Consider the following 23,959-nt stretch of genomic DNA (forward strand, 5'->3'; position numbering starts at 1 on the left):
ATCTCACCCTATTTATTTAAAATGATTAAATCCTTGCTTTTGAATAAGGGAGCATTGCCCATTTTGTTTCATCAATAATTGGGCAGGCCCTTCTGTTACATAGCCAATTTTTGTTATTTTATAGTTTTTCTGTTTACATTCTTTTTCAATATCAAGCCAGCTTTCTTTTGAAACCGTACCGACTAATTCATAGTCTTCACCGCCATATAGCATCCAATGAAGCTGTTCAGCTTGGCTAAAGCTTTTAATCTCTTCACTTCGCGGCAGTTTGTCGGCCTCAATCACGATTGTGACATTGCTTCCATAAGCAATTTCATTCAACTCACTGGCAATTCCATCACTTACATCATTTAAAGCAACACGAGGGTATTCAGATAGAACCTGTCCAATACTTACTCTAGGTTTTGGCATCTGATGCTTTTGCACTAATACTTGTTCATTCTTTGAAAAAGAATAATCGAGACCGTAATCTAGTAAAAGCTGCAGTCCAGCAGCTGAATCCCCTAAAGAGCCGGTTACAAATACTATGTCATCCACTTTGGCATTTTTCCTTAACAAACGCTGCCCCTTCTGAATCCGTCCAATGACTGTGACCGTAATAACAAGGTTATGTTTTGAAGAAACCGTATCACCGCCGATTAAATCCATTTGATACCGCTCGGCCAGTTCCTCCATCCCTTTATATATATCGAGCAACTCCGCTTCCGACCAATCTTTTGGAATGGCAATCGAGACTAAATAAAAATTCGGGATACCCCCCATCGCCGCGATATCACTAATATTACTCGCCAACGCCTTATAGCCAATATGGAACGGCTGCATCGTCTGCCTTGTAAAATGCACCTCTTCTATCATTGTATCCATACAGATAATTTCTTCAACATCACTATTTCCTATATATTGGGCGGCATCATCACCAATCCCGACGACTAAATGTTCCTGCCGATATTTTTGGGGCGTAATACTATCGATAAATGAAAATTCATCCTGAATAGACAACCTGATTCCCTCCAAAACGGGATCTCTTTCCCTTTTAAAAAAATCCTTAGGAGCGGCTCCTAAGGATTTTGTTTGGTAACCTATTCTATTTTCGCATACTGTCTATTATTTTACAAAATAGAATTATCGAGCGCTTGCTTAAATGCAACAATAATATCATCTGCATCCTCAATACCGACAGAAATTCGGATCACACCATCATTAATGCCAAGGTTTTCTCTCATCTCACTTGGAAGATTTCGATGTGAAGTCCCAATTGGGTAAGAAACGGATGTTTCAACTCCAGCTAGTGTTGCAACAATTTTAATCCAAGATAAGGATTTGAAAAATGTTGAGACATCACATTTACCAGAAATATCAATTGTGACAATCGCACCATTTCCTTTTTCGGAAACAAATTCAGGATAATAGACTTTATTAACACCAGGATGGTCTTTTAAGGCATTCGCTAATCTTTGTGCATTTGAAACATGGCGTTCCATCCGGACACTTAATGTTTTAATGCCGCGGACGCCGAGCCAGCCCTCAAATGGATTCAGATTCAAACCAAGATTCACAACTTTTGTTCTTGCTTTGGCAACTAAATCAGCATGTCCAACAACAACACCAGCTGTGACATCGCTATGACCGCCAATATATTTGGTAGCACTATGAACAACAATATCCACACCTTTTACATACGGATTTATAAGATAAGGTGTTGCAAATGTATTGTCAACCATAGATAGCAGGTTATGTTTCTTTGCAATTTCAACAACTCTGTCAATATTCTCCACTCTTAGAAGCGGATTTGTTACAGACTCTGTATATAGTAATTTTGTGTTTTCTCTTATATTCTTTTCAATTTCTTCTGCATTTTCAAAGGATACGAAAGAAACATCAATTCCGAAATCCTTAAGCTCACTTGATAATAGCTGATATGTACCACCATAAATATCATTTGTAGCCACAATATGGTCCCCAGCTTTGACAACTGATAGAATACCTGCCAATATAGCTGAAATACCTGATGATGTTGCAACCCCTGCCGGTGCGCCCTCAATATTGGCTACAGCTGCAGCAAGCTCATCTGAGTTCGGATTACCGACACGTGTATATAAGTAGTTGCTTTTACCATGGTAAAATCCTTCTAAATCTTCAAGGTCCCGAAAAGCAAAAGCAGTTGTTTGATAGATAGGATTGATTTTACTTGTGCTTGATGTATGTTGTTTTTCGGATAAATGGACCGCTTCTGTATCAAAATGATGCTTCACTTTAAATCCCCCTTTTTATTTAATTTTTACTTTAAACCTTTAATGGGGTAAAGGTCAATTTATTTTTTCCTAGATTCCCTTATCAATTGCAAAGGAGGTTCATGAGGTAAAAAAGATAATCAGAGAATACTAGCTGGACTTTAAGATGTTATTCAATAGGAAAAAGGGGCCGTCCAATTAGTCTTTTGAGCGACTATTGGATGGCCCTTTAAAATTTGCCCCTATTGCTGAGTATCTGTCCTCCTTATGTGGTCCCCTTTAAAATTGTTTTCTCTTGCCTCCTTCACCTTTTCCTCCACTATTGCCTTTTGATCAACGATATTAGAAGTTTTTTCATTTCTTTTTACCATCGCAATTTCCTCCATTTCATTAGATTATTTGCATTAATTAAACGTTTATTTAATTTATGATTTGATTCAAATGTAAAGATGTGATCACAATGATTTTGATCACCTATATTTTACGAAAATATAAACAGTAAAATTCACGAAACGCAGCATGGAAGGAATTACTTTGTCCTAATTAACCTAAGTATTTTCATAGCTTATTGGGCAAAATAGATTGTAATGCCTTTCTTAATCGACTGAAAATGTTCTTATTTTAGGAGAAATTATGATACAAGCTATTGCAATTACACACAATCGTAAAAAGGTTGTTTTTAAAAATCTTAACGAATTGGATATAACGCAGTATAAGTGGTGCTGGGTTGATTTTAATATGCCTACTGATTTCGAGATTGAAGAACTGACGCGCTATTTCCATTTCCACTCTTTAGCAGTGGAAGACTGTGTACATAGGCTACAAAGGCCAAAGCTCGATTATTATGATGATTTCACTTTTTTTGTCACCCATATTATTAACACAAAGGACTTTTCCAAAGAGGAAATTAACTTTTTTGTCGGCAGCAATTATGTGGTCTCTTTTCATTATCAAAATTCTGATCAAATTAACCAAGTTTGGAATCGAATCATTGCAAGTGAAAACATTAAAGACTGGGATCAATATCATTGCTTTTATGAGGTATTAGATAAAATTGTTGACCAATACTTCCCAATCATTTACAAAATTGAAGACGAGTTAAATGAAATTGAAAATAATACAAATGGAAAGTCGATGGATATCCTTTTAGATGAGCTTTTTGAACTGCGCCATCTGCTACTAACATTAAGGCATACCATCAATCCAATGCGCGATCTTTTATACCGCATGCTAAACTCGCAGCATCTGGAAGGGATTAAAAGAAAGGTGCCATACTTCTCTGATATATATGATCATTTATTAAAGCTATCTGAAATGATCGAATCCAATCGCGAAATTACAAATGATATACGTGACAGCTACATCTCAGTAAACTCACATCAAGCTAACCAAGTAATGAAAATCCTGACTATTATAACCTCTATTTTTGCGCCTTTAACCTTTATCGCCGGCATTTATGGAATGAATTTTGTTAATATGCCTGAGCTAAGTTGGAGGTTTGGATATTTTGTTTCTTTGGTTATCATGGGAGCAATAGCTTTGTTAATGTTCATTTGGTTTAAAAGGAAGGGATGGTTTTGAAGCGAAGAAATTATTACTTATTTGTTAGTTTTCTCTTTTTTGGGATGGTTTTTAGGTACAAGGCTTTTCTGGCGTTACTGAATTCCAGATTTGGGCTTGTTTTGGGCACGCGAGACGCTCTTGCGTTTCCGGATGCCGGCTTGGGCTCCGTTTTTGGGCACGCGAGACACTCTTGCGTTTCCGGATGCCGGCTCGGGTTCTGATTTTGGGCACGCGAGACGCTCTTGCGTTTCCGGATGCCGGCCCGGGTTCCGTTTTTGGGCACGCGAGACGCTCTTGCGTTTCCGGATGCCGGCCTGGGTTCTGATTTTGGGCACGCGAGAGGGGCTTCCGTTACCGAGGGCTGGCTTGGGCTCCGTTTTTGGGCACGCGAGACGCTCTTGCGTTTCCGGATGCCGGCCCGGGTTCCGTTTTTGGGCACGCGAGACGCTCTTGCGTTTCCGGATGCCGGCTTTGGCTCCGTTTTTGGGCACGCGAGACGCTCTTGCGTTTCCGGATGCCGGCCCGGGTTCCGTTTTTGGGCACGCGAGAGGGGCTTCCGTTACCGAGGGCTGGCTTGGGCACTAGTTTTGGGCACGTGAGTCATCCCTACTTTACTAACTTTTTGTTTTAACTTTGCTATTTGAGGTCTACTTGGCCCTGCTTGTGACCGCGCACTCGTTTTCCCTCTGCTTTCGGGCTCTACTTGGCCCTGCTAGTGACCGTGCACTTGATTTTCCATTGCTTTCGGGCTCTACTTAGCTTTGCCAGCGACCATTCACTTGCCTTTAACTACTTTCGGCACCAATACTGCAAATGCTAGGGTCTACAGAACTTTAACATAGCAAGCCTTTTAGTTAATTTAATGCCGGTTATTGTTTAAAATCATCTTTGCTGAATAAGAAAAGTAACATACTTAAATATAAATTCTATATACAAAAAAGAGTAGCACATTCGCTACTCTTTTTTAATCGCTTGGCAACGTCCTACTCTCACAGGGGGACAGCCCCCAACTACCATCGGCGCTGAAGAGCTTAACTTCCGTGTTCGGAATGGGAACGGGTGTGACCTCTTCGCTATCGTCACCAAACAGTTATTTATTTGAAGGTTGTTCCTTCAAAACTAGATAATCTGCATTCATATTCACTTATTTGGTTAAGTCCTCGATCGATTAGTATCTGTCAGCTCCACGTATCGCTACGCTTCCACCTCAGACCTATCTACCTCATCGTCTCTGAGGGATCTTACTTCTTACGAATGGGAAATCTCATCTCGAGGGGGGCTTCATGCTTAGATGCTTTCAGCACTTATCCCGTCCGCACATAGCTACCCAGCGATGCCTTTGGCAAGACAACTGGTACACCAGCGGTGCGTCCATCCCGGTCCTCTCGTACTAAGGACAGCTCCTCTCAAATTTCCTGCGCCCACGACGGATAGGGACCGAACTGTCTCACGACGTTCTGAACCCAGCTCGCGTACCGCTTTAATGGGCGAACAGCCCAACCCTTGGGACCGACTACAGCCCCAGGATGCGATGAGCCGACATCGAGGTGCCAAACCTCCCCGTCGATGTGGACTCTTGGGGGAGATAAGCCTGTTATCCCCAGGGTAGCTTTTATCCGTTGAGCGATGGCCCTTCCATGCGGAACCACCGGATCACTAAGCCCGACTTTCGTCCCTGCTCGACTTGTAGGTCTCGCAGTCAAGCTCCCTTGTGCCTTTACACTCTGCGAATGATTTCCAACCATTCTGAGGGAACCTTTGGGCGCCTCCGTTACTCTTTGGGAGGCGACCGCCCCAGTCAAACTGCCCACCTGACACTGTCTCCCGCCCCGATCAGGGGCGTGGGTTAGAATTTCAATACAGCCAGGGTAGTATCCCACCGATGCCTCCACCGAAGCTGGCGCTCCGGCTTCTCAGGCTCCTACCTATCCTGTACAAGCTGTACCAAAATTCAATATCAGGCTGCAGTAAAGCTCCATGGGGTCTTTCCGTCCTGTCGCGGGTAACCTGCATCTTCACAGGTACTATGATTTCACCGAGTCTCTCGTTGAGACAGTGCCCAAGTCGTTACACCTTTCGTGCGGGTCAGAACTTACCTGACAAGGAATTTCGCTACCTTAGGACCGTTATAGTTACGGCCGCCGTTTACTGGGGCTTCGATTCAGAGCTTCTCCGTAAAGGATAACCCCTCCTCTTAACCTTCCAGCACCGGGCAGGTGTCAGCCCCTATACTTCGCCTTACGGCTTCGCAGAGACCTGTGTTTTTGCTAAACAGTCGCTTGGGCCTATTCACTGCGGCTCTCTCGCGCTTGCACGCTACCAGAGCACCCCTTCTCCCGAAGTTACGGGGTCATTTTGCCGAGTTCCTTAACGAGAGTTCTCTCGCGCATCTTAGGATTCTCTCCTCGCCTACCTGTGTCGGTTTGCGGTACGGGCACCTTCTACCTCGCTAGAAGCTTTTCTTGGCAGTGTGGAATCAGGAACTTCGGTACTATTTTCCCTCGCCATCACAGCTCAGCCTTCACAATGAGCGGATTTGCCTACTCATTAGCCTAACTGCTTGGACGCGCACAACCAACGGCGCGCTTACCCTATCCTACTGCGTCCCTCCATTGCTCAAACGGTAAAGAGGTGGTACAGGAATATCAACCTGTTGGCCATCGCCTACGCCTTTCGGCCTCGGCTTAGGTCCCGACTAACCCTGAGCGGACGAGCCTTCCTCAGGAAACCTTAGGCTTTCGATGGACAGGATTCTCACCTGTCTTTTCGCTACTCACACCGGCATTCTCACTTCTAAGCGCTCCACCAGTCCTTTCGGTCTAGCTTCAAAGCCCTTAGAACGCTCCCCTACCACTGACACGTAAGTGTCAATCCTCAGCTTCGGTGGTACGTTTAGCCCCGTTACATTTTCGGCGCAGAGTCACTCGACCAGTGAGCTATTACGCACTCTTTAAATGGTGGCTGCTTCTAAGCCAACATCCTGGTTGTCTGGGCAACTCCACATCCTTTGCCACTTAACGTACACTTTGGGACCTTAGCTGGAGGTCTGGGCTGTTTCCCTTTTGACCACGGACCTTATCACTCGTAGTCTGACTCCTAAGGATAAGTCTTTGGCATTCGGAGTTTGACTGAATTCGGTAACCCGATGGGGGCCCCTAGTCCAATCAGTGCTCTACCTCCAAGACTCTTACCTTAAGGCTAGCCCTAAAGCTATTTCGGGGAGAACCAGCTATCTCCAAGTTCGATTGGAATTTCTCCGCTACCCACACCTCATCCCCGCACTTTTCAACGTGCGTGGGTTCGGTCCTCCATCCAGTGTTACCTGGACTTCAACCTGGACATGGGTAGATCACCTGGTTTCGGGTCTACGACCACGTACTCTTGACGCCCTATTCAGACTCGCTTTCGCTGCGGCTCCGTCTCTTCGACTTAACCTTGCACGGGATCGTAACTCGCCGGTTCATTCTACAAAAGGCACGCTGTCACCCTTGAATGGGCTCCAACTACTTGTAGGCACACGGTTTCAGGATCTCTTTCACTCCCCTTCCGGGGTGCTTTTCACCTTTCCCTCACGGTACTGGTTCACTATCGGTCACTAGGGAGTATTTAGCCTTGGGAGATGGTCCTCCCAGCTTCCGACGGGATTTCACGTGTCCCGCCGTACTCAGGATCCACTCAAGAGGGAACGAAGTTTCAGCTACAGGGCTGTTACCTTCTTCGGCTGGCCTTTCCAGACCACTTCACCTACTTCATTCCTTTATAACTCCGTATAGAGTGTCCTACAACCCCAAGAGGCAAGCCTCTTGGTTTGGGCTGTTTCCGTTTCGCTCGCCGCTACTAAGGAAATCGCATTTGCTTTCTCTTCCTCCGGGTACTTAGATGTTTCAGTTCCCCGGGTCTGCCTTCAATACCCTATGTATTCAGGTAAAGATACTGTCCCATTACGAACAGTGGGTTTCCCCATTCGGAAATCTCCGGATCAAAGCTTACTTACAGCTCCCCGAAGCATATCGGTGTTAGTCCCGTCCTTCATCGGCTCCTAGTGCCAAGGCATTCACCGTGCGCCCTTACTAACTTAACCTAAGATGATTGATTGAATCATCATGATTTTAATAAGAACTTTCTTACAGTAAATATGAATGTTTACGATTATCTAGTTTTCAAGGAACAAGTTCTGAGAGAAATGCTCTCTCAAAACTAAACAAAATGTCGAAGCGTACCTTATTATCCTTAGAAAGGAGGTGATCCAGCCGCACCTTCCGATACGGCTACCTTGTTACGACTTCACCCCAATCATCTGTCCCACCTTAGGCGGCTGGCTCCAAAAGGTTACCCCACCGACTTCGGGTGTTACAAACTCTCGTGGTGTGACGGGCGGTGTGTACAAGGCCCGGGAACGTATTCACCGCGGCATGCTGATCCGCGATTACTAGCGATTCCGGCTTCATGTAGGCGAGTTGCAGCCTACAATCCGAACTGAGAATGGCTTTATGGGATTGGCTCCACCTCGCGGTCTTGCTTCCCTTTGTACCATCCATTGTAGCACGTGTGTAGCCCAGGTCATAAGGGGCATGATGATTTGACGTCATCCCCACCTTCCTCCGGTTTGTCACCGGCAGTCTCCCTAGAGTGCCCAACTGAATGCTGGCAACTAAGGACAAGGGTTGCGCTCGTTGCGGGACTTAACCCAACATCTCACGACACGAGCTGACGACAACCATGCACCACCTGTCACTCTGTCCCCGAAGGGAAAGTCCTATCTCTAGGATTGTCAGAGGATGTCAAGACCTGGTAAGGTTCTTCGCGTTGCTTCGAATTAAACCACATGCTCCACCGCTTGTGCGGGCCCCCGTCAATTCCTTTGAGTTTCAGTCTTGCGACCGTACTCCCCAGGCGGAGTGCTTAATGCGTTAGCTGCAGCACTGAAGGGCGGAAACCCTCCAACACTTAGCACTCATCGTTTACGGCGTGGACTACCAGGGTATCTAATCCTGTTTGCTCCCCACGCTTTCGCGCCTCAGCGTCAGTTACAGACCAAAGAGCCGCCTTCGCCACTGGTGTTCCTCCACATCTCTACGCATTTCACCGCTACACGTGGAATTCCGCTCTTCTCTTCTGCACTCAAGTTCCCCAGTTTCCAATGACCCTCCCCGGTTGAGCCGGGGGCTTTCACATCAGACTTAAAGAACCGCCTGCGCGCGCTTTACGCCCAATAAATCCGGACAACGCTTGCCACCTACGTATTACCGCGGCTGCTGGCACGTAGTTAGCCGTGGCTTTCTCGTTAGGTACCGTCAAGGTACCAGCAGTTAACTGATACTTGTTCTTCCCTAACAACAGAGCTTTACGACCCGAAGGCCTTCATCGCTCACGCGGCGTTGCTCCGTCAGACTTTCGTCCATTGCGGAAGATTCCCTACTGCTGCCTCCCGTAGGAGTCTGGGCCGTGTCTCAGTCCCAGTGTGGCCGATCACCCTCTCAGGTCGGCTACGCATCGTCGCCTTGGTGAGCCGTTACCTCACCAACTAGCTAATGCGCCGCGGGCCCATCTGTAAGTGATAGCCGAAACCATCTTTTATCATAAGACCATGAGGTCTCATGAGTTATCCGGTATTAGCTCCGGTTTCCCGAAGTTATCCCAGTCTTACAGGCAGGTTGCCCACGTGTTACTCACCCGTCCGCCGCTGAATCAGAGGAGCAAGCTCCTCGTCATCCGCTCGACTTGCATGTATTAGGCACGCCGCCAGCGTTCGTCCTGAGCCAGGATCAAACTCTCCAAAAAGTGTTTGATTGCTCAAAATTAAACTGACTTGTGTTGAACTCAAAGGTTCAACTTTGTTTGCACGCTTGACATTTTGTTTAGTTTTCAAAGATCATTTTCTCATATTATGGTGGGCCTGAATGGACTTGAACCATCGACCTCACGCTTATCAGGCGTGCGCTCTAACCAGCTGAGCTACAGGCCCGCATTCCACACATTACATTGGAGCGGGTGATGGGAATCGAACCCACGACATCAGCTTGGAAGGCTGAAGTTTTACCATTAAACTACACCCGCATATTAATTTTTAGATGGTCGGGAAGACAGGATTCGAACCTGCGACCCCTTGGTCCCAAACCAAGTGCTCTACCAAGCTGAGCTACTTCCCGATTATTTGAATTCATGGCGCGCCCGGCAGGAGTCGAACCCACAACCTTCTGATCCGTAGTCAGACGCTCTATCCAATTGAGCTACGGGCGCATTTCCAAAGGCGACTTTAATAATATAACATATTATTATTAATCTATCAAGTAGTAATTTTTGGTGCGGCCGAGAGGACTTGAACCTCCACGGGGTTGCCCCCACTAGGCCCTCAACCTAGCGCGTCTGCCATTCCGCCACGACCGCATTCTAGATATAAAGAAAACAAAAGACACTGCAATAACAGCGACTTGTATTATACTATATACAATTATCAAATGGTGCGGGTGAAGGGAGTCGAACCCCCACGCCAAAGGCGCCAGATCCTAAGTCTGGTGCGTCTGCCAATTCCGCCACACCCGCATATTCAAAATGGTGAGCCATGCAGGATTCGAACCTGCGACCCTCTGATTAAAAGTCAGATGCTCTACCGACTGAGCTAATGGCTCATTATAAAATGGCTGGGCTAACTGGATTCGAACCAGTGAATGACGGAGTCAAAGTCCGTTGCCTTACCGCTTGGCTATAGCCCAATGAATTATCTTAAAACAAAAATGGCGGTCCCGACCGGGATCGAACCGGCGATCTCCTGCGTGACAGGCAGGCATGTTAACCCCTACACCACGGGACCTTTATATGATGGAGGATGACGGGATCGAACCGCCGACCCCCTGCTTGTAAGGCAGGTGCTCTCCCAGCTGAGCTAATCCTCCATATTATTAACAATCGAAACTATATTATTCATTTTTATAAAGTGGTGACCCGTACGGGATTCGAACCCGTGTTACCGCCGTGAAAGGGCGGTGTCTTAACCGCTTGACCAACGGGCCACACATGGCGGAGAAGGAGGGATTTGAACCCTCGCGCCGGTTACCCGACCTACACCCTTAGCAGGGGCGCCTCTTCAGCCACTTGAGTACTTCTCCATTTGGCTCCACAGGCAGGATTCGAACCTGCGACCGATCGGTTAACAGCCGATAGCTCTACCTCTGAGCTACTGTGGAATAATCAGTGACGACATTTAATATAATACAATAACTTTTTTAAACCGTCAAGCTAAAATAATAAAAAAATTTATCTCATGCATTTTTTTATACTTGTCTTATCGACGGCTTAATTAATATAACATATCCTATTTTTTGCCGTCAACTACCTTTTGTAGATTTTCCTTTAGGGTGAGTTTCCCCCTACATATTCCGCACACATATCGAGAAGTATCCATTTTCCGCTTACGTTTATATACTGTTTTACAAGCTTTGCATTCATAGATGTACTTTACCAATTGTTTTTTTCTTTTCAAGGTGGTCAGCGGCTTACAAAATCGTGGTCCACCAACTTTTTTTAACAAAAGCTTGAAGTCTTCATCTTTATGCCGATATCCTCTTCCTTCCATATGCAAATGATAATGACATAATTCATGCTTCAGGATAGCTTCTACAGCTTCAATACCTTGTTCATTCAAATATTTAGGGTTTATTTCGATATCATGTGACTTTAATAGATATCTCCCCCCTGTTGTTCGCAATCTGTTATTAAAACGGGCAGTATGTAGAAATTGTTTTCCGAAATACTCCTGCGAAATCTGCTCACAAAGTGTTTGTAGTTGTTTTTGATCCATTTTGCATTTACTCCGGACAGTTTTTTATCTATTTTACCATAAAAGTCTCTATTTGCTTTAAAAAGGACTGCACAATTATATTTATCCTGCATAGACTAAGTAATACCATTAGAGTGCCTAGTAATTATTAAAAGGAGGGCTCTTTATGCCTTACTGGTTAATAAAACAATTAAAGCAAGCATATTACGATAAAAATCGCTACCAAATTAAATTACTAAACCAATGTTGGTTTTTTTATAGAAAAAAGCACTGCTCATAGGAAACAGTGCTTTTAAACCTTTTTATTGTGGTGGAAGCATAGTTAATGCAACGCGGCCTTTCTTCTGATCAACATCTTCTACCCAAACTGTTACAACATCACCTACAGATACGATGTCCATCGGATGTTTTACAAATTGTTTGCTTAATTTAGAAATGTGGACAAGCCCATCCTGTTTAACACCAATATCAACAAACGCCCCAAAATCAACAACATTTCGAACAGTTCCCTCTAATTCCATTCCCTTTTGGAGATCTTCTAATTTCAAAATATCTTTCTTTAATAACGGTTTTGTAACCTCATCACGTGGGTCGCGTTCTGGACGTATTAAAGCGTCAATAATATCTTTCAATGTAGGTTCACCGATTGCAAGCTCATCGGAAATATCTTTAATATTCAATTCATTTAAAGCTGTTGTCAATTTTTCCGATCCTAAATCATCAATAGTACAACCAGCTTTTTTTAGTAATTTTTGCGTTTCACCATAGCTTTCCGGGTGAATCGATGTGCGATCTAAAGGATGGTTCCCATCAATAATTCTTAAAAAGCCGATACATTGCTCATACGTTTTTGCTCCTAAACGAGGAATCCCCTTTAGTTGGTCACGATTTGTAAATTTACCTTCTGAATCGCGCTGCTTCACGATATTCAACGCAACAGCCTTACTTAATCCAGATACATATTGCAATAAGGATGGCGATGCCGTATTAACATTGACGCCAACTTGGTTTACAACGGTTTCAACTACAAAAGTTAAAGATTCACTCAGCTTCTTTTGGGAAACATCGTGCTGGTATTGACCGACACCGATTGATTTTGGATCAATTTTTACCAATTCAGCAAGTGGATCCTGTAATCTACGCGCAATCGATACCGCACTTCTTTCCTCAACATGCAGGTCCGGAAACTCCTCGCGTGCTAAATCTGAAGCTGAATACACACTTGCTCCCGCTTCGTTTACAATTAAATAATAGATTTCGCGCTCAACCTCTTTTAATAAATCAGTAACAAACTGTTCGGTTTCGCGTGACGCCGTACCGTTCCCGATTGCAACAATTTCAATTGGATACTCACGCAAAATTCCCAAGACCTTTTGTTTTGCTTCTTCCGGTTTCGCTTTTGGCGGATGCGGATAGACTACATCAATCATGAGCATTTTACCTGTTTCATCAACTACAGCTAGCTTACAGCCCGTTCTGTAGGCAGGGTCAACTCCCAACACCATCTTCCCTTTTAACGGTGGCTGCAGGAGAAGATTTCTTAAATTCTCAGCAAATATATGGATTGCCTGATCCTCCGCTTTTTCAGTGAGACTACCCCGAATTTCCCGCTCAATCGACGGTTGAACCAAACGCTTATAAGAATCTTCAATTGCGACTTCAAGTTGTTCTTCAGCTAACGTGTTTTTCCCTTTCAAAACCTCTCTATTTAAATAAACGAGTATATTTTCTACAGGAGGCTCTATTACAACTTTTAACACTTCTTCTTTTTCGCCACGATTTAATGCAAGAACACGATGGGGCACAACCTTGTTGATAGGCTCCTCGTACTCGTAATACATTTCATAAACATTCTTCTCATCTTTTTCTTCATCTTTCACAGTAGCTTTTAAGCTGCCTCTTTTAAATGTTTCATTACGAATCCATTCGCGAAATTGCGCTGTATCTGATATGTATTCTGCGATAATGTCTCTAGCACCCTGCAAAGCATCCTCTACTGATAAAACCTCATGCTCTTCATTAATAAATTCTTTCGCCTTTTCAAGTACATCCCCTTCAGTTGGCAATGCATAAAGCCATTCAGCGAGCGGCTCCAACCCTTTTTCCTTCGCGATGGTTGCCTTAGTACGACGCTTTTTCTTATATGGCAAATATAGGTCTTCAACTTGTTGAAGTTTATCAGCATTTTCAATACTTTTCTTTAAGTCATCAGTTAACTTTCCCTGCTCATCGATTAAGCGAATGACCTCTTCTTTTCTCTTTTCGAGATTTTGTGCATAATCCCATTTTTCAGTAATGTCTCGAATTTGCACTTCATCCAGACCATTCGTTCTTTCCTTTCGATATCGAGCTATAAACGGGACGGTATTCCCTTCTTCAATTAATGAAATAACATTATGTACTTGTTTAGGCTGGATATTCAATTCCTTTGCAATACTCTTTATAATTGTTTCGTTTCGATTACTCATCTGTTATAGAGTCTCCTGCCTTTCTATTGCAATCGCTTCCCTTAATTTTTTTAAAGCTCTCCTTTGTAATCGGGAGACATGCATTTGTGAAATCCCTACTATTTCTCCTGTTTCCTTTTGACTCTTATCTTGGTAAAAGATGTACTTCAAAATTTTCTTTTCACGCTCCGAAAGAACTTTAAACGCCTTTTCAATTAATAATGTACGGTCAATATCCCCGTAATCATCCTCAGGACTTGCAATCATATCCAGCATTGTGACTTGGCTGCTTTCAAAATCATTCTCTATTTTACTATCAATAGAAAGAGCATGATAACTATTATTGATTTCCATCGTTTCAAGTATTTCCTCTTCAGTCACATCAAGGTATTCCGCAATCTCATTAACCTTAGGAGATCTCTCTAGCTCATTCGTTAAGTCATCGACTGCTTTTTTAATCCTCGGTGCCAATTCTTTAATTCTTCTTGGGACATGAACACTCCAAGTTTTGTCACGAATAAATCTTTTTATTTCACCGATAATGGTTGGGATTGCAAACGCTTCAAAGCTTTTCCCATAACTGTCATCATACCTGCGGACCGCAGCCAATAATCCAATCATACCTACCTGAACCAGATCCTCATGGAGACCCTTCCCGCGCGAGAATTTCCTAGCAAGCGACTCCACTAAATTTTTATATTGATTCACAATGTTATTGAGTGCACTTTGATCCGAGTCAACTTGATAAAGCTTAATCCAATTATAGACCTCATTACTTTGTTTCGGAGGTTGAGATTGCGTCATCACTTTGGCCCACCTCATCTCTTGGGAGGTGTTTCGTCATCGCAATTACAACACCACCTGAATCGCTATTAATTGTGACTTCGTCCATTAATGTCTCTATTAAAAAAAGCCCTAATCCACCTTCCTTCAGTTCTTCAATCGAAGATGCTTGATGATAAGGTGTCGATTGGCACTTGCTTTCCTCTACATTAAAGCTCTTTCCTTTGTCCGCTACGGTTACCTCTAAGCGATCTTTATATATACTAAACCCTAATGTAATCTCGCCATTTTCATGTTCTTGATAGGCATGGTCCACCGCATTTGTTGCCGCCTCTGAAATAGCCACTTTTAAATCATCGATGTCTTCATACGAAAATCCAACGCGGCTGGCAATTCCCGAAGCGGTCAAGCGAATCACACCAACATATTCCGGTTTCGCAGGTACTTTCATTTCTATATAGTCAAAGGTTTCTTTCACAATTGTTCACCTCTTGGCTTAGTTTCAATGTCGATAATCTCCAAAAGGCCAGTTATCCGGAAAAGCCGTTCTATTTTTTCTGTTAATCCCATTAACGTAAAGGTGCTGCTATGCTTATGGCTCGATTTTAAAGCACTTATAAACACCCCTAATCCCGTGCTATCCATATAACTGACTTCAGATAAATCAACCTGTATGTTTACAGCTTTTTCAATTGTTAACGGAATAATAGCTTCACGAAGCTTAGGAGCTGTATATACATCGACTTCACCAGCTAATTTTACGACTCTATCATTTGTTGAAGGCTCTTCAATAGTAATTACCAAATTCAACTGATTTCCCTCCTATTAGCAATGAATTTTACCCCGTTAGAGCACGATACCCTCCATTAGGGGAAGTTAAACCAAACCTGTCCATTTCAGAATGAGTATTACTTTTATTATTTCATCTTTTAAAATTTGTTTCAATGAAATTAAAAAGACTGCTACCAAAAAAGGTGCAGCCTCACATAAAACAATATTTTCTTAAAAATCAATAAGACCTAGGCTGATTTGCAAAGCATCGTCCACTTTGCTCATCATACTTTCATCAAGAGCGGTAATCTTATCCGTAAGCCTTTGTTTATCAATTGTTCGAATTTGCTCTAATAATATAACAGAGTCACGTTCAAAACCATATTTTTTTGCATCAATTTCCACGTGTGTTGGCAGCTTTGCTTTCTGGATTTGCGCTGTAATGGCTGCAACAATCACCGTAGGACTGAATCTGTTTCCAATATCGTTTTGGATCACAAGTACAGGGCGAACGCCACCTTGTTCAGAGCCGACAACGGGAGAAAGGTCAGCAAAATAAACGTCGCCTCGCTTAACATTCAATTGATTACACCCCGCTCACTAAGCGCCCTAAGGTGTGGTCCGCTTCCTCCTCAGCAAGAAAGGCTTCAGACGCAATATTCAGGTTGATTCTGGCCATTTCCATATAGCCGCGTCTCATAGCTTCACGGATTTGTCGCTTTCTACGCTCTCTGAGGTACATTTTCGTCGCTTGGTAAATAAATTCGTTACGATTACTTTCTTCCTGTTTAAGAAAACCGTCTACTTCGTTAATAAGCGCTTGCGGTAATCGAACTAATATTTCTTGTGTACTTTCAGACACAAACATACACCTCCACCATCAACTACACACCATTTATTAGAAAGACACGCCTTCTGCCCGCAATAGCGGAAGGTGATGTCCTTTCTTATACTGATATCCAACATATGTTGAATATCCATATTCGTAGATAAATATCAATTTTACACCAAACTAATAATAACATTGTATAAGACCGATTGCAAAGCAAAATTGGATTACAATATGATTACATTTCTTTCGTATAAAACACATAATTTAGCCTTTATAATCAATATAAATTCGCGGAACCCTTGATGAAATCATGCAAGGAATTTCGTAATTGATTGTGTCTAATAATTTCGCAATCTCATCAATGGATATTTCTTCTCTTTGCTGTCTTCCAATTAGTGTAACATCTGTTCCAATAGGAAACTCCCTTGGTAGTCGAATCATCATTTGATCCATACAGATACGTCCAACAATAGGACAGCGTTCCCCATGAATTAGCACTTCGGCAGATTTTAACTTACGTATCCATCCATCAGCATATCCAATTGGGACTGTTCCTATCCATTCTTTTTCAACAGTTTTATAAGTTCCCCCATAGCTTACTCTTTCGCCGGAGGGGAGTTCCTTCACATGAACGAGCTTGCTTCGTAATGAAAACGCCTCTTTTAACGGAAATGGAAGCTCATTTTTTATTTCATTTGAAGGTGATAAGCCATACATTGATATGCCTAATCTGACTGCATTAAAAGCCTTATCAGGAAATCTAAGGCCTGTTGCGCTATTTGCACAATGAATCATGTTCACTTCAACACGCCTTTCCTTTAACCATTGTAAGCTCATTAAGAACCGATTATACTGCATATTAAAATACGTTAGATCAAGTTCATCAGCTGTTGCGAAATGTGTAAAGATGCCTGTCATCTTAAATTGCTGATGTCCTAATACGAAATCTATGATTTCATCTGCTTCCCACTGTTCTCTAACTCCGATTCTACCCATTCCAGTATCAACCTTTAAATGGAATTCAATTGTTTGGTTTTCCGCTAAAAACCCCATAGCTTTTTGCAGCCAATCTAGTTGAAAGACTGTAGCGGTTATTTTATTTTCAGCTACTATTTGCGCATCTTCCGGCCTAATCCAACCTAAAATAAGAATAGGAGCTTCTATTCCTTTTTGACGTAACTCCAATGCCTCATCCAATAAAGCGACAGCCAAATAGTTAGCCCCTGCTGAAATGGCCGTCTTAGCAACTTCGAAGGCTCCATGACCATATCCATTAGCTTTCACAACAGCAATAATCTCTACTCCATCTGGAAGATGTTTTTTCGTATTTTGAACATTTTCATATATACAATTTAGATCTACTTCTACCCAAGTATCTCTAAAAAAATGCGTCTTCACCTGTTTTGCCCCCAATAGTACTGTGTTTTTCTTCGATTGTAAATCATACAAATTATTTGTCAATGAGCTTATATATTCAAAAGCAAAAAAGGCGACCCGGAAAGTAAAGGCAAATACACTTTTACAAAATGTGGACAGGCGCCTTTGCCTTGGGTCAGCCATATTTAAGGAATATCAAATAGCCACGCAGTCGTGCGTGATCTCTCATTTACTTCAATTACTTAATTGCTTGGCCTTGGACAGAACGGGCGACTTCGTACATTTCTTCTTTTGATAAATCTTCAGAAGCTAAATAGAAATCAACACCATTATATGACCAAGAAATTGCATTTTCTGTTAAAGTACCTACTGTAAAACCTAAATCAATCGGCTCGCCATCTACAAATACAGGTGCACTTGCTGGTAATACTGTTGCTACCTCTTCAAATAATGTAAATGATTTTTCACCCGCATATGTTAATACAACACGTTCACCATTTTCAGTTGGTACTTTCTTTTCTTCAATTAATTCCATTTTCGGTGTGTTTTCAGGGTATAACACCATCAACTTCGCATTAGTAGGTTGCGCCATTGTCGGTGTATCCATTGCGGCACCAGTTTTATTTTTCTCTAAATCAAATGCGTTGGCATCGAACTTCGGATCAAATTCAAAGCCGGTGAAATCGACCTGCACCAACGTCTGTCTATCCTGATCAAAAACCTTTACCATTACAGGTGCTAAATCTTTTTTACTGATTGTAATTTCTTGTGTAGGAAGGGTTTTGTTATTTTGATAATTTGTTTTTGTTTCAAATACATATTCAGTTTCTGTTTGGGTAAATTTAGCTTGATCATCGTTCAAAATATCACTAACTAGAGATTCATACAAATAGGCTTGGCTTGTATTTTCAGGCCAGTCGCTTTGGAAACGGAAGCTTTTATTTAAAGCAGGCGTGATCACGAACACCCCTTCTTTATTACGAAGAATCATTTGGCTTTGGTCTTTGTTATCGCTCTTTAAATGAACACGATAGAAATCTGGTCTTTTATGCCAAATGTCAATATTGTATTCCTGTGGCTCATTTCCTGTTTGCAATGTCAACGTCGCATTTGCTTTATAACCTGTTAGTTCCTCCACTTTTTTGCCTAAAGCTTTTTTAACGTCCTCCTGGCTCTTTTCTCCACATGCCGTCAATCCGATGATGAGTAATAGTCCTAAAATTAATAGCAGAAAGCCTTTCTTCTTCATTCCTTCAACCCCTTTGCCTCTTTTCGGACAAAGAAGGGAACGTTAAAAAAATGTACGAAAGACAGATGGCAGCGCCTCAATCACATCGGTTGCGAGGGTATCCCACATCGTATGTTTTTGATTTACCAACACATCAGCCGCTTTTCCATGGACATAGACAGCATTGCTAATCGCTTCTTGTAAACAAGTATGATTCATGACAAAGGCTAAAATGATACCGGTTAGAACATCACCTGTACCACCTTTTGCAAGAGCTGCATTCCCACTCGTATTCACGAATTGCATGCCTGTTGGAGTAGTGACAATTGAATAAGGCCCTTTTAGAACAAGATATACCCCATATTCCACGGCGAACTCGCGTGACAAGCCAAATCGATTTTTTTCAATCTCAGTATGTGAATAACCTGTTAGCCGTGCGAATTCTCCCGTATGCGGAGTAATAATCGTTGGATATGGCCTTTTCTTCAACTTTTCTTTGAGCTTAGCAAGATAAAACAACCCATCTGCATCGACTATAAGCGGTGCCTTCACGTTGTCAAGTAAAGTTGAAAGGATCTTTTCACCGCCATTTTCTCGACCTACACCAGGACCGAACGCAACAGCGTCAAACCGTGAGACATCCGTTCCTAATTCACCAATGAAATGACCATTTTCTGACCTCCACGGTGAAAACATCGCCTCAACAATTTGACTTGCAACAATGGAATGAAGACAAGCTGGTATTGCCAATGTAGTCAGACCCCCGCCAGCTCTTAATGTCGCTCTCGTTGTCATAACCGGCGCACCCGTCATATCGCGTGAGCCGCCAATCACTAATCCTTTCCCATGTGTGCCTTTATGTGAAGATGGTGACCGATGTGGCATCGTTTCACGTACTTCCTTATCTGTCCAGCACATGCGAACTTGCTTTAAAACGGCTCGTGATGCTTTTGGTGGAATTCCAATCGGAACAATTTCAAGCTGCCCATAAAAGTCCCGGGCCGGATAAGTAAATGCACTAAGCTTAGGGTGCTGTAAAGTGATGGTTAGTCCTGCTTTAAATGCTAATTCAAATGAATGAGTCCCATCTGCAGGTACACCACTTGGTATATCAACAGAGATTTTAAGATTATCCAGCTCATTGCAGGCCATGATAATCTCCCGATAAGGTGATTTGACTTCACCCTTAATGCCAATGCCTAACATCGCATCAATTATGACGTCAAAGCCCTGCAAACAACCTAAATCACGTAATGAGATGATCTCATAGCCTGAATTCCGAAAAGCTTCAAAATGAAACAAGGCATCGCCCTTCACTTTTTCCTCTTCAACAACTAACAAGGCATCAGCATCAAACCCTAAGCTTTTTAAAATCCTCGCAATTACAAAACCATCTCCACCATTATTGCCAGTACCAATTAAGATTGCAATTCGTTGACCTTTATCCAAATAGTCCAAGGCTTTTTGGACAAAGGCATGGCCGGCATTTTCCATCAAGAGCACACCTGGAAGACCAATTTCGCCCATTGTAAAACGGTCAATTTCGTACATTTCATTTGCAGTCACAACTTGCAATGCGTTCCCTCCTACCGCACTAAAAATATATGAGACAAAGTTCCTCAATATGCAGACTAGCTATGACAAGCGACTATTTTTTTCCTCGATGATTACCTGTGCAATCGCATATTCCTTTGAATGAGAGATTGATACGTGTACGATTTCTGTGTCTTTATTTCTTACTTCCGGCTTACCGAAGGTATCAGGCAAAATTTCAATATCAAGAAAACTTAAACTTTTTCCGATGCCTGTCCCTTTTGCCTTTGCATAGGCTTCTTTTGCCGCAAATCGTCCTGCCAAAAACTCTTCTTGTCTTCCTTTTGATAAAGCTTCAAAAATTCGATATTCCTTTTCTGTTAAAATCCGCTTTGGTAATTTAACTTGTCTTTCGATAATGGTCCGTACACGGTTGATTTCAACAATATCAATACCAATGCCTTTTATCATAAAAAAAGTATCCCTTTCTTCTATTTAATTTGAAGAAACAATATAATGAAAATATGTATGTCCATTCCAGTATAACAAAGGAGAACTGATATGTTTATCCGCAATGAAAATTTCCGTTCCTTTATCCACCAATATCCGATTGTTACTTCCATATTATTCATACATGTACTGCTTTGGTTGATTATTTTTATTGTTCCAGGCGGAGACCTTCTTCTTTCCCTTGGAATCGGCTCCAACTACGATGTATACAAAGGTGAGTATTGGAGGCTTTTAACTCCAATTTTTCTCCATAGCGGCTTCGGCCATATGTTATTTAACTCATTTTCTTTGATTCTCTTTGGCCCGGCACTGGAAAAAATGTTAGGCAAGATTACATTTATCATTACCTATTTACTAAGCGGTGTACTGGCAAATATCGGGACTTACTTTGTCGCTCCAATCAATTATTATCATCTTGGCTCTTCCAGTGCTATTTTCGGTCTATTTGGAGTTTATCTGTACATGGTCATTTACCGTAAAGATTTAATAAATCGAATGAACTCCCAGATTATTATTTCAATTTTAGTAATCGGAATGGTAATGACCTTTTTTAGAGCGGACATCAATATTTATGCCCATATCTTCGGACTTATTAGCGGCGCAGCCTTAGCACCGATCGTATTAAGAAAAGCATCTCGTTTTTATTAACGGGATGCTTCTTTTGATTTCTATGCATTTTTCAGCTCGAGTCTTCGCGCAATTAAGGATAAAGCATAATTTACTGCAAAGTACATGATAGCAATAATAATAAAGATTGGAATTACATAACTAACTTGTTGGGCCTGAATAATTTTTGCATGATGAAGCAATTCTGGAAGCGCAATAATAACTGCAAGCGATGTATCTTTTAAAAGTGATATGAATTGACTAACGATATTAGGTACCATTCTACGAAGTGCTTGAGGGAGAATTACGAGCCTCAAAGCTTGAATGTAAGTTAGACCAGATGACCGTGCTGCCTCCATTTGCCCCTTTTCAATTGAATTCAATCCACCTCTGACGATTTCAGCAAGCATGGCTGATTCGAAAACAGTCAACGCAATAATAGCAGAAACTGTAATACTCAGATTAATGCCAATCTCAGGCAAAGCAAAGTAAGTAAATAATATGATAAGAAGAAGCGGCAAATTCCGAATGGTTTCAATAATAACTGCTGCAACTTTGGACATAAACGGAATTTTCGCATACCTCAAAGTGCCTAATAACCCACCTAATATAAAACTAAAGATAATAGAAAAGAGCGAAACGTAAAGTGTAACATAAAATCCTTCAAGCAAAAACTTGAGATTTTCCGGAGAATATGCACCTATAAAATCCATCATGACACCTCCTAGTGACTATTTGCAAGGCGTTTTTCAATGTACCCTACACCCATGCTTAATGGTAACGTAAGAACTAAATAGAATAATGCGACAAATATGTATACATCAAATACAATATATGTTCTCGCTGAAATAAGATCTGCTTGGTACATTAAGTCAGCACCTGCAATTAGGGCCAAAATTGATGAATTTTTTACTAAGTTAACAAATTGGTTACCAATTGGCGGGATAACAATTTTTATTGCTTGAGGCAGTATAATTAACCTCATTGTTTGAAGGTAATTTAAACCTGAAGATCTCGCCGCCTCCATTTGTCCTTTTGGAACAGACAAGATACCAGAGCGAATGGCCTCGGCAATAAAAGATGATGTATAAATCGAAAGCGCTATCGTTCCTGCAGTAATTCCTGAAAATTTTATCCCAAGGACTGGAGTTCCTATATAAAAGAAAAAGGCAATAATAACTAATGGTATATTTCGAAAAAACTCCGTGTAAACTGCCCCAAACCATCGGAGCGGTGCAATTGGTGTAATTCTCATTACTGCAATAATTGCTCCAAGTGTAAAGCTTGCAATCAATGCTATAATACTAGCCATTATCGTAACTTTAAATCCATCCATAAACATATCAAAATAGTTTACTAAAATTGAGAAGTCCAATATCAATTTCACCTCACTTTAAATTAATCAGGATGAGCATTTATTGCCCATCCTGATTAGAAAAACGACTTTACGATTATTGTTGTTTAAACCATTTCTTATAAATGGCATCGTATTCACCGTTTGATTTCATAGTATCAAGAACACCATTGATTGCATCTACTAATTCTGTATTCCCCTTCTTCACTGCGATTCCATATGGCTCGTCTGTAAACGTTCCACCAACTAATTCAAAAGAATTATCTTCAGATGCCATTCCTAAAAGAATTGCGTTATCTGTCGTCAACGCTACACCTTGCCCTGCTTTTAGTGCAGTAAATGCTTCTGCGTAGTTTTCAAATTCTAGTACTGGTGCATCTGGAGCTGCTTTACGGATATTAATAGTAGAAGTAGATCCTTTTACAGCTAATACTGTTGTATCTTTTGTAAGGTCCTTAATACTTTGAATAGGACTTCCCTTTTTCACAAGGAGTGATTGTCCAGCTTCAAAATATACATTTGAAAAATCAACTTCTTTTTTGCGTTCCTCTGTAATTGTCATCGTTGCAACAATTGCATCAATATCACCTTTATTCAATAAAGGTATTCTTGTTTTAGAAGTTACCTCTACAAATTCTGCTTTATTTTCATCACCAAGAATTTCTTTAGCAATTCGCTTTGCAATATCAATATCAAAGCCTGATACTTCTCCTGTAGCTGGATCTTTCAAACCAAATAACTTTGTATCATTTTTTACGCCAAAAACGATTTTGTCACGCTGTTTAATTGTGTCAAGGATGCTTCCCCCTTGCTCCGTGCTTCCTTCCTTCGACTCCCCTGTTGTTGCAACCTCTTTGTTTGCACCACAAGCTGCTAGCAGCAATACTGACATAAGAGCTGCTACTGTTAACAAAATTAGTTTTTTCATTTTGAGAACCTCTCCCTTT

Annotated in this window: 20 protein-coding genes, 13 tRNA genes and 3 rRNA genes; 3 read left to right on the top strand and 33 right to left on the bottom strand. The window is 41.9% G+C overall.

The window, feature by feature from the left end; translation table 11 throughout:
* Positions 1-12 precede the first annotated feature (12 nt).
* The 3 genes from thiL to ACNQFZ_RS09340 all read right to left on the bottom strand — a co-directional run bounded on the left by thiL (position 13) and on the right by ACNQFZ_RS09340 (position 2,602).
* A complete protein-coding gene (gene thiL / locus ACNQFZ_RS09330) occupies positions 13-999 on the bottom strand; it encodes a thiamine-phosphate kinase (protein WP_458414994.1) in 987 nt (328 codons plus the stop codon).
* A 110-nt stretch (positions 1,000-1,109) separates the two neighbouring features.
* A complete protein-coding gene (locus ACNQFZ_RS09335; RefSeq protein WP_458414995.1) occupies positions 1,110-2,252 on the bottom strand; it encodes a trans-sulfuration enzyme family protein in 1,143 nt (380 codons plus the stop codon).
* Positions 2,253-2,473: 221 nt separating this feature from the next.
* On the bottom strand, positions 2,474-2,602 hold the full coding sequence (locus ACNQFZ_RS09340; RefSeq protein WP_458414996.1) for a hypothetical protein: 129 nt from the start codon (positions 2,600-2,602) through the stop codon (positions 2,474-2,476).
* 262 nt (positions 2,603-2,864) lie between these two features.
* Between ACNQFZ_RS09340 and corA the strand changes: the two genes are divergently transcribed.
* Entirely contained in the window at positions 2,865-3,812 is a 948-nt protein-coding gene (corA, locus tag ACNQFZ_RS09345; protein ID WP_458414997.1) for a magnesium/cobalt transporter CorA, read from the top strand.
* A 952-nt stretch (positions 3,813-4,764) separates the two neighbouring features.
* Here the strand turns inward: corA and rrf are convergent.
* From rrf to ACNQFZ_RS09430, 17 genes are all read right to left on the bottom strand, one after another.
* Positions 4,765-4,881 (bottom strand): 5S ribosomal RNA (gene rrf / locus ACNQFZ_RS09350).
* Positions 4,882-4,942: 61 nt separating this feature from the next.
* Positions 4,943-7,875: ribosomal RNA gene (locus ACNQFZ_RS09355) — 23S ribosomal RNA — on the bottom strand.
* Between the two features lie 153 nt (positions 7,876-8,028).
* Positions 8,029-9,575 (bottom strand): 16S ribosomal RNA (locus ACNQFZ_RS09360).
* The 16S, 23S and 5S rRNA genes sit together here with 13 tRNA genes alongside, the layout of an rRNA operon.
* A 107-nt stretch (positions 9,576-9,682) precedes the next feature.
* Positions 9,683-9,759 (bottom strand) — tRNA-Ile (locus ACNQFZ_RS09365).
* Positions 9,760-9,777: 18 nt separating this feature from the next.
* Positions 9,778-9,851: transfer RNA gene (locus ACNQFZ_RS09370), tRNA-Gly, on the bottom strand.
* A gap of 15 nt (positions 9,852-9,866) precedes the next feature.
* Positions 9,867-9,943: transfer RNA gene (locus ACNQFZ_RS09375), tRNA-Pro, on the bottom strand.
* A 14-nt stretch (positions 9,944-9,957) separates the two neighbouring features.
* Positions 9,958-10,034 (bottom strand) — tRNA-Arg (locus ACNQFZ_RS09380).
* 61 nt (positions 10,035-10,095) lie between these two features.
* Positions 10,096-10,181, bottom strand: a tRNA-Leu gene (locus ACNQFZ_RS09385).
* A gap of 72 nt (positions 10,182-10,253) precedes the next feature.
* A tRNA-Leu gene (locus ACNQFZ_RS09390) sits at positions 10,254-10,337 on the bottom strand.
* 10 nt (positions 10,338-10,347) lie between these two features.
* Positions 10,348-10,423, bottom strand: a tRNA-Lys gene (locus ACNQFZ_RS09395).
* Between the two features lie 9 nt (positions 10,424-10,432).
* A tRNA-Gln gene (locus tag ACNQFZ_RS09400) sits at positions 10,433-10,507 on the bottom strand.
* 22 nt (positions 10,508-10,529) lie between these two features.
* Positions 10,530-10,605: transfer RNA gene (locus ACNQFZ_RS09405), tRNA-Asp, on the bottom strand.
* A gap of 9 nt (positions 10,606-10,614) precedes the next feature.
* Positions 10,615-10,687: transfer RNA gene (locus ACNQFZ_RS09410), tRNA-Val, on the bottom strand.
* 42 nt (positions 10,688-10,729) lie between these two features.
* Positions 10,730-10,804, bottom strand: a tRNA-Glu gene (locus ACNQFZ_RS09415).
* A gap of 5 nt (positions 10,805-10,809) precedes the next feature.
* A tRNA-Ser gene (locus ACNQFZ_RS09420) sits at positions 10,810-10,900 on the bottom strand.
* A 3-nt stretch (positions 10,901-10,903) separates the two neighbouring features.
* Positions 10,904-10,978, bottom strand: a tRNA-Asn gene (locus tag ACNQFZ_RS09425).
* 128 nt (positions 10,979-11,106) lie between these two features.
* Positions 11,107-11,592 carry a SprT family protein gene (locus tag ACNQFZ_RS09430; RefSeq protein WP_458414998.1) on the bottom strand — a complete coding sequence of 162 codons (486 nt, stop codon included), beginning with the start codon at positions 11,590-11,592 and terminating at the stop codon, positions 11,107-11,109.
* 145 nt (positions 11,593-11,737) lie between these two features.
* Between ACNQFZ_RS09430 and cmpA the strand changes: the two genes are divergently transcribed.
* Positions 11,738-11,851: a cortex morphogenetic protein CmpA gene (cmpA, locus tag ACNQFZ_RS09435; RefSeq protein WP_458414999.1), complete on the top strand. Its 114-nt coding sequence runs from the start codon at positions 11,738-11,740 to the stop codon at positions 11,849-11,851.
* Between the two features lie 22 nt (positions 11,852-11,873).
* Here the strand turns inward: cmpA and ACNQFZ_RS09440 are convergent, their stop codons facing one another.
* The 10 genes from ACNQFZ_RS09440 to acpS form a co-directional block, all read right to left on the bottom strand.
* A complete protein-coding gene (locus ACNQFZ_RS09440) occupies positions 11,874-14,039 on the bottom strand; it encodes a Tex family protein (protein WP_458415000.1) in 2,166 nt (721 codons plus the stop codon).
* A 3-nt stretch (positions 14,040-14,042) separates the two neighbouring features.
* Positions 14,043-14,822 (bottom strand): RNA polymerase sigma factor SigB, encoded by a 780-nt coding sequence (sigB, locus tag ACNQFZ_RS09445; RefSeq protein ID WP_458415001.1) that lies wholly within the window; start codon positions 14,820-14,822, stop codon positions 14,043-14,045.
* The gene (gene rsbW, locus ACNQFZ_RS09450) at positions 14,791-15,252 is read right to left on the bottom strand and encodes an anti-sigma B factor RsbW (protein WP_458415356.1); all 462 of its coding nucleotides are present in this window, start codon (positions 15,250-15,252) and stop codon (positions 14,791-14,793) included. The genes sigB and rsbW overlap by 32 nt, the downstream gene beginning before the upstream one ends.
* A 23-nt stretch (positions 15,253-15,275) precedes the next feature.
* Complete coding sequence (locus ACNQFZ_RS09455) at positions 15,276-15,611, bottom strand: STAS domain-containing protein (protein WP_458415002.1); 336 nt, start codon at positions 15,609-15,611, stop codon at positions 15,276-15,278.
* A 192-nt stretch (positions 15,612-15,803) separates the two neighbouring features.
* Positions 15,804-16,154 carry a type II toxin-antitoxin system endoribonuclease NdoA gene (gene ndoA, locus ACNQFZ_RS09460; protein WP_003333492.1) on the bottom strand — a complete coding sequence of 117 codons (351 nt, stop codon included), beginning with the start codon at positions 16,152-16,154 and terminating at the stop codon, positions 15,804-15,806.
* A 4-nt stretch (positions 16,155-16,158) separates the two neighbouring features.
* Entirely contained in the window at positions 16,159-16,440 is a 282-nt protein-coding gene (locus tag ACNQFZ_RS09465) for a CopG family ribbon-helix-helix protein (RefSeq protein WP_458415003.1), read from the bottom strand.
* A 228-nt stretch (positions 16,441-16,668) separates the two neighbouring features.
* Positions 16,669-17,802 (bottom strand): alanine racemase, encoded by a 1,134-nt coding sequence (alr, locus tag ACNQFZ_RS09470; protein ID WP_458415004.1) that lies wholly within the window; start codon positions 17,800-17,802, stop codon positions 16,669-16,671.
* Between the two features lie 217 nt (positions 17,803-18,019).
* A complete protein-coding gene (locus tag ACNQFZ_RS09475) occupies positions 18,020-19,030 on the bottom strand; it encodes a LolA family protein (protein WP_458415005.1) in 1,011 nt (336 codons plus the stop codon).
* A gap of 42 nt (positions 19,031-19,072) precedes the next feature.
* Positions 19,073-20,584 carry an NAD(P)H-hydrate dehydratase gene (locus ACNQFZ_RS09480; protein ID WP_458415006.1) on the bottom strand — a complete coding sequence of 504 codons (1,512 nt, stop codon included), beginning with the start codon at positions 20,582-20,584 and terminating at the stop codon, positions 19,073-19,075.
* A 60-nt stretch (positions 20,585-20,644) separates the two neighbouring features.
* The gene (gene acpS, locus ACNQFZ_RS09485; RefSeq protein WP_458415007.1) at positions 20,645-21,013 is read right to left on the bottom strand and encodes a holo-ACP synthase; all 369 of its coding nucleotides are present in this window, start codon (positions 21,011-21,013) and stop codon (positions 20,645-20,647) included.
* A gap of 90 nt (positions 21,014-21,103) precedes the next feature.
* Between acpS and ACNQFZ_RS09490 the strand changes: the two genes are divergently transcribed.
* Entirely contained in the window at positions 21,104-21,700 is a 597-nt protein-coding gene (locus ACNQFZ_RS09490; RefSeq protein WP_458415008.1) for a rhomboid family intramembrane serine protease, read from the top strand.
* A gap of 20 nt (positions 21,701-21,720) precedes the next feature.
* Here ACNQFZ_RS09490 and ACNQFZ_RS09495 read toward each other — a convergent pair whose 3' ends face one another.
* The 3 genes from ACNQFZ_RS09495 to ACNQFZ_RS09505 form a co-directional block, all read right to left on the bottom strand.
* Entirely contained in the window at positions 21,721-22,371 is a 651-nt protein-coding gene (locus tag ACNQFZ_RS09495) for an amino acid ABC transporter permease (RefSeq protein ID WP_458415357.1), read from the bottom strand.
* 11 nt (positions 22,372-22,382) lie between these two features.
* Positions 22,383-23,036: an amino acid ABC transporter permease gene (locus ACNQFZ_RS09500; RefSeq protein ID WP_458415358.1), complete on the bottom strand. Its 654-nt coding sequence runs from the start codon at positions 23,034-23,036 to the stop codon at positions 22,383-22,385.
* 73 nt (positions 23,037-23,109) lie between these two features.
* A complete protein-coding gene (locus ACNQFZ_RS09505; protein ID WP_458415009.1) occupies positions 23,110-23,940 on the bottom strand; it encodes a transporter substrate-binding domain-containing protein in 831 nt (276 codons plus the stop codon).
* Between the last annotated feature and the right edge of the window lie 19 nt (positions 23,941-23,959).

This window comes from Schinkia acidoalkalinis (genome assembly GCF_054301215.1).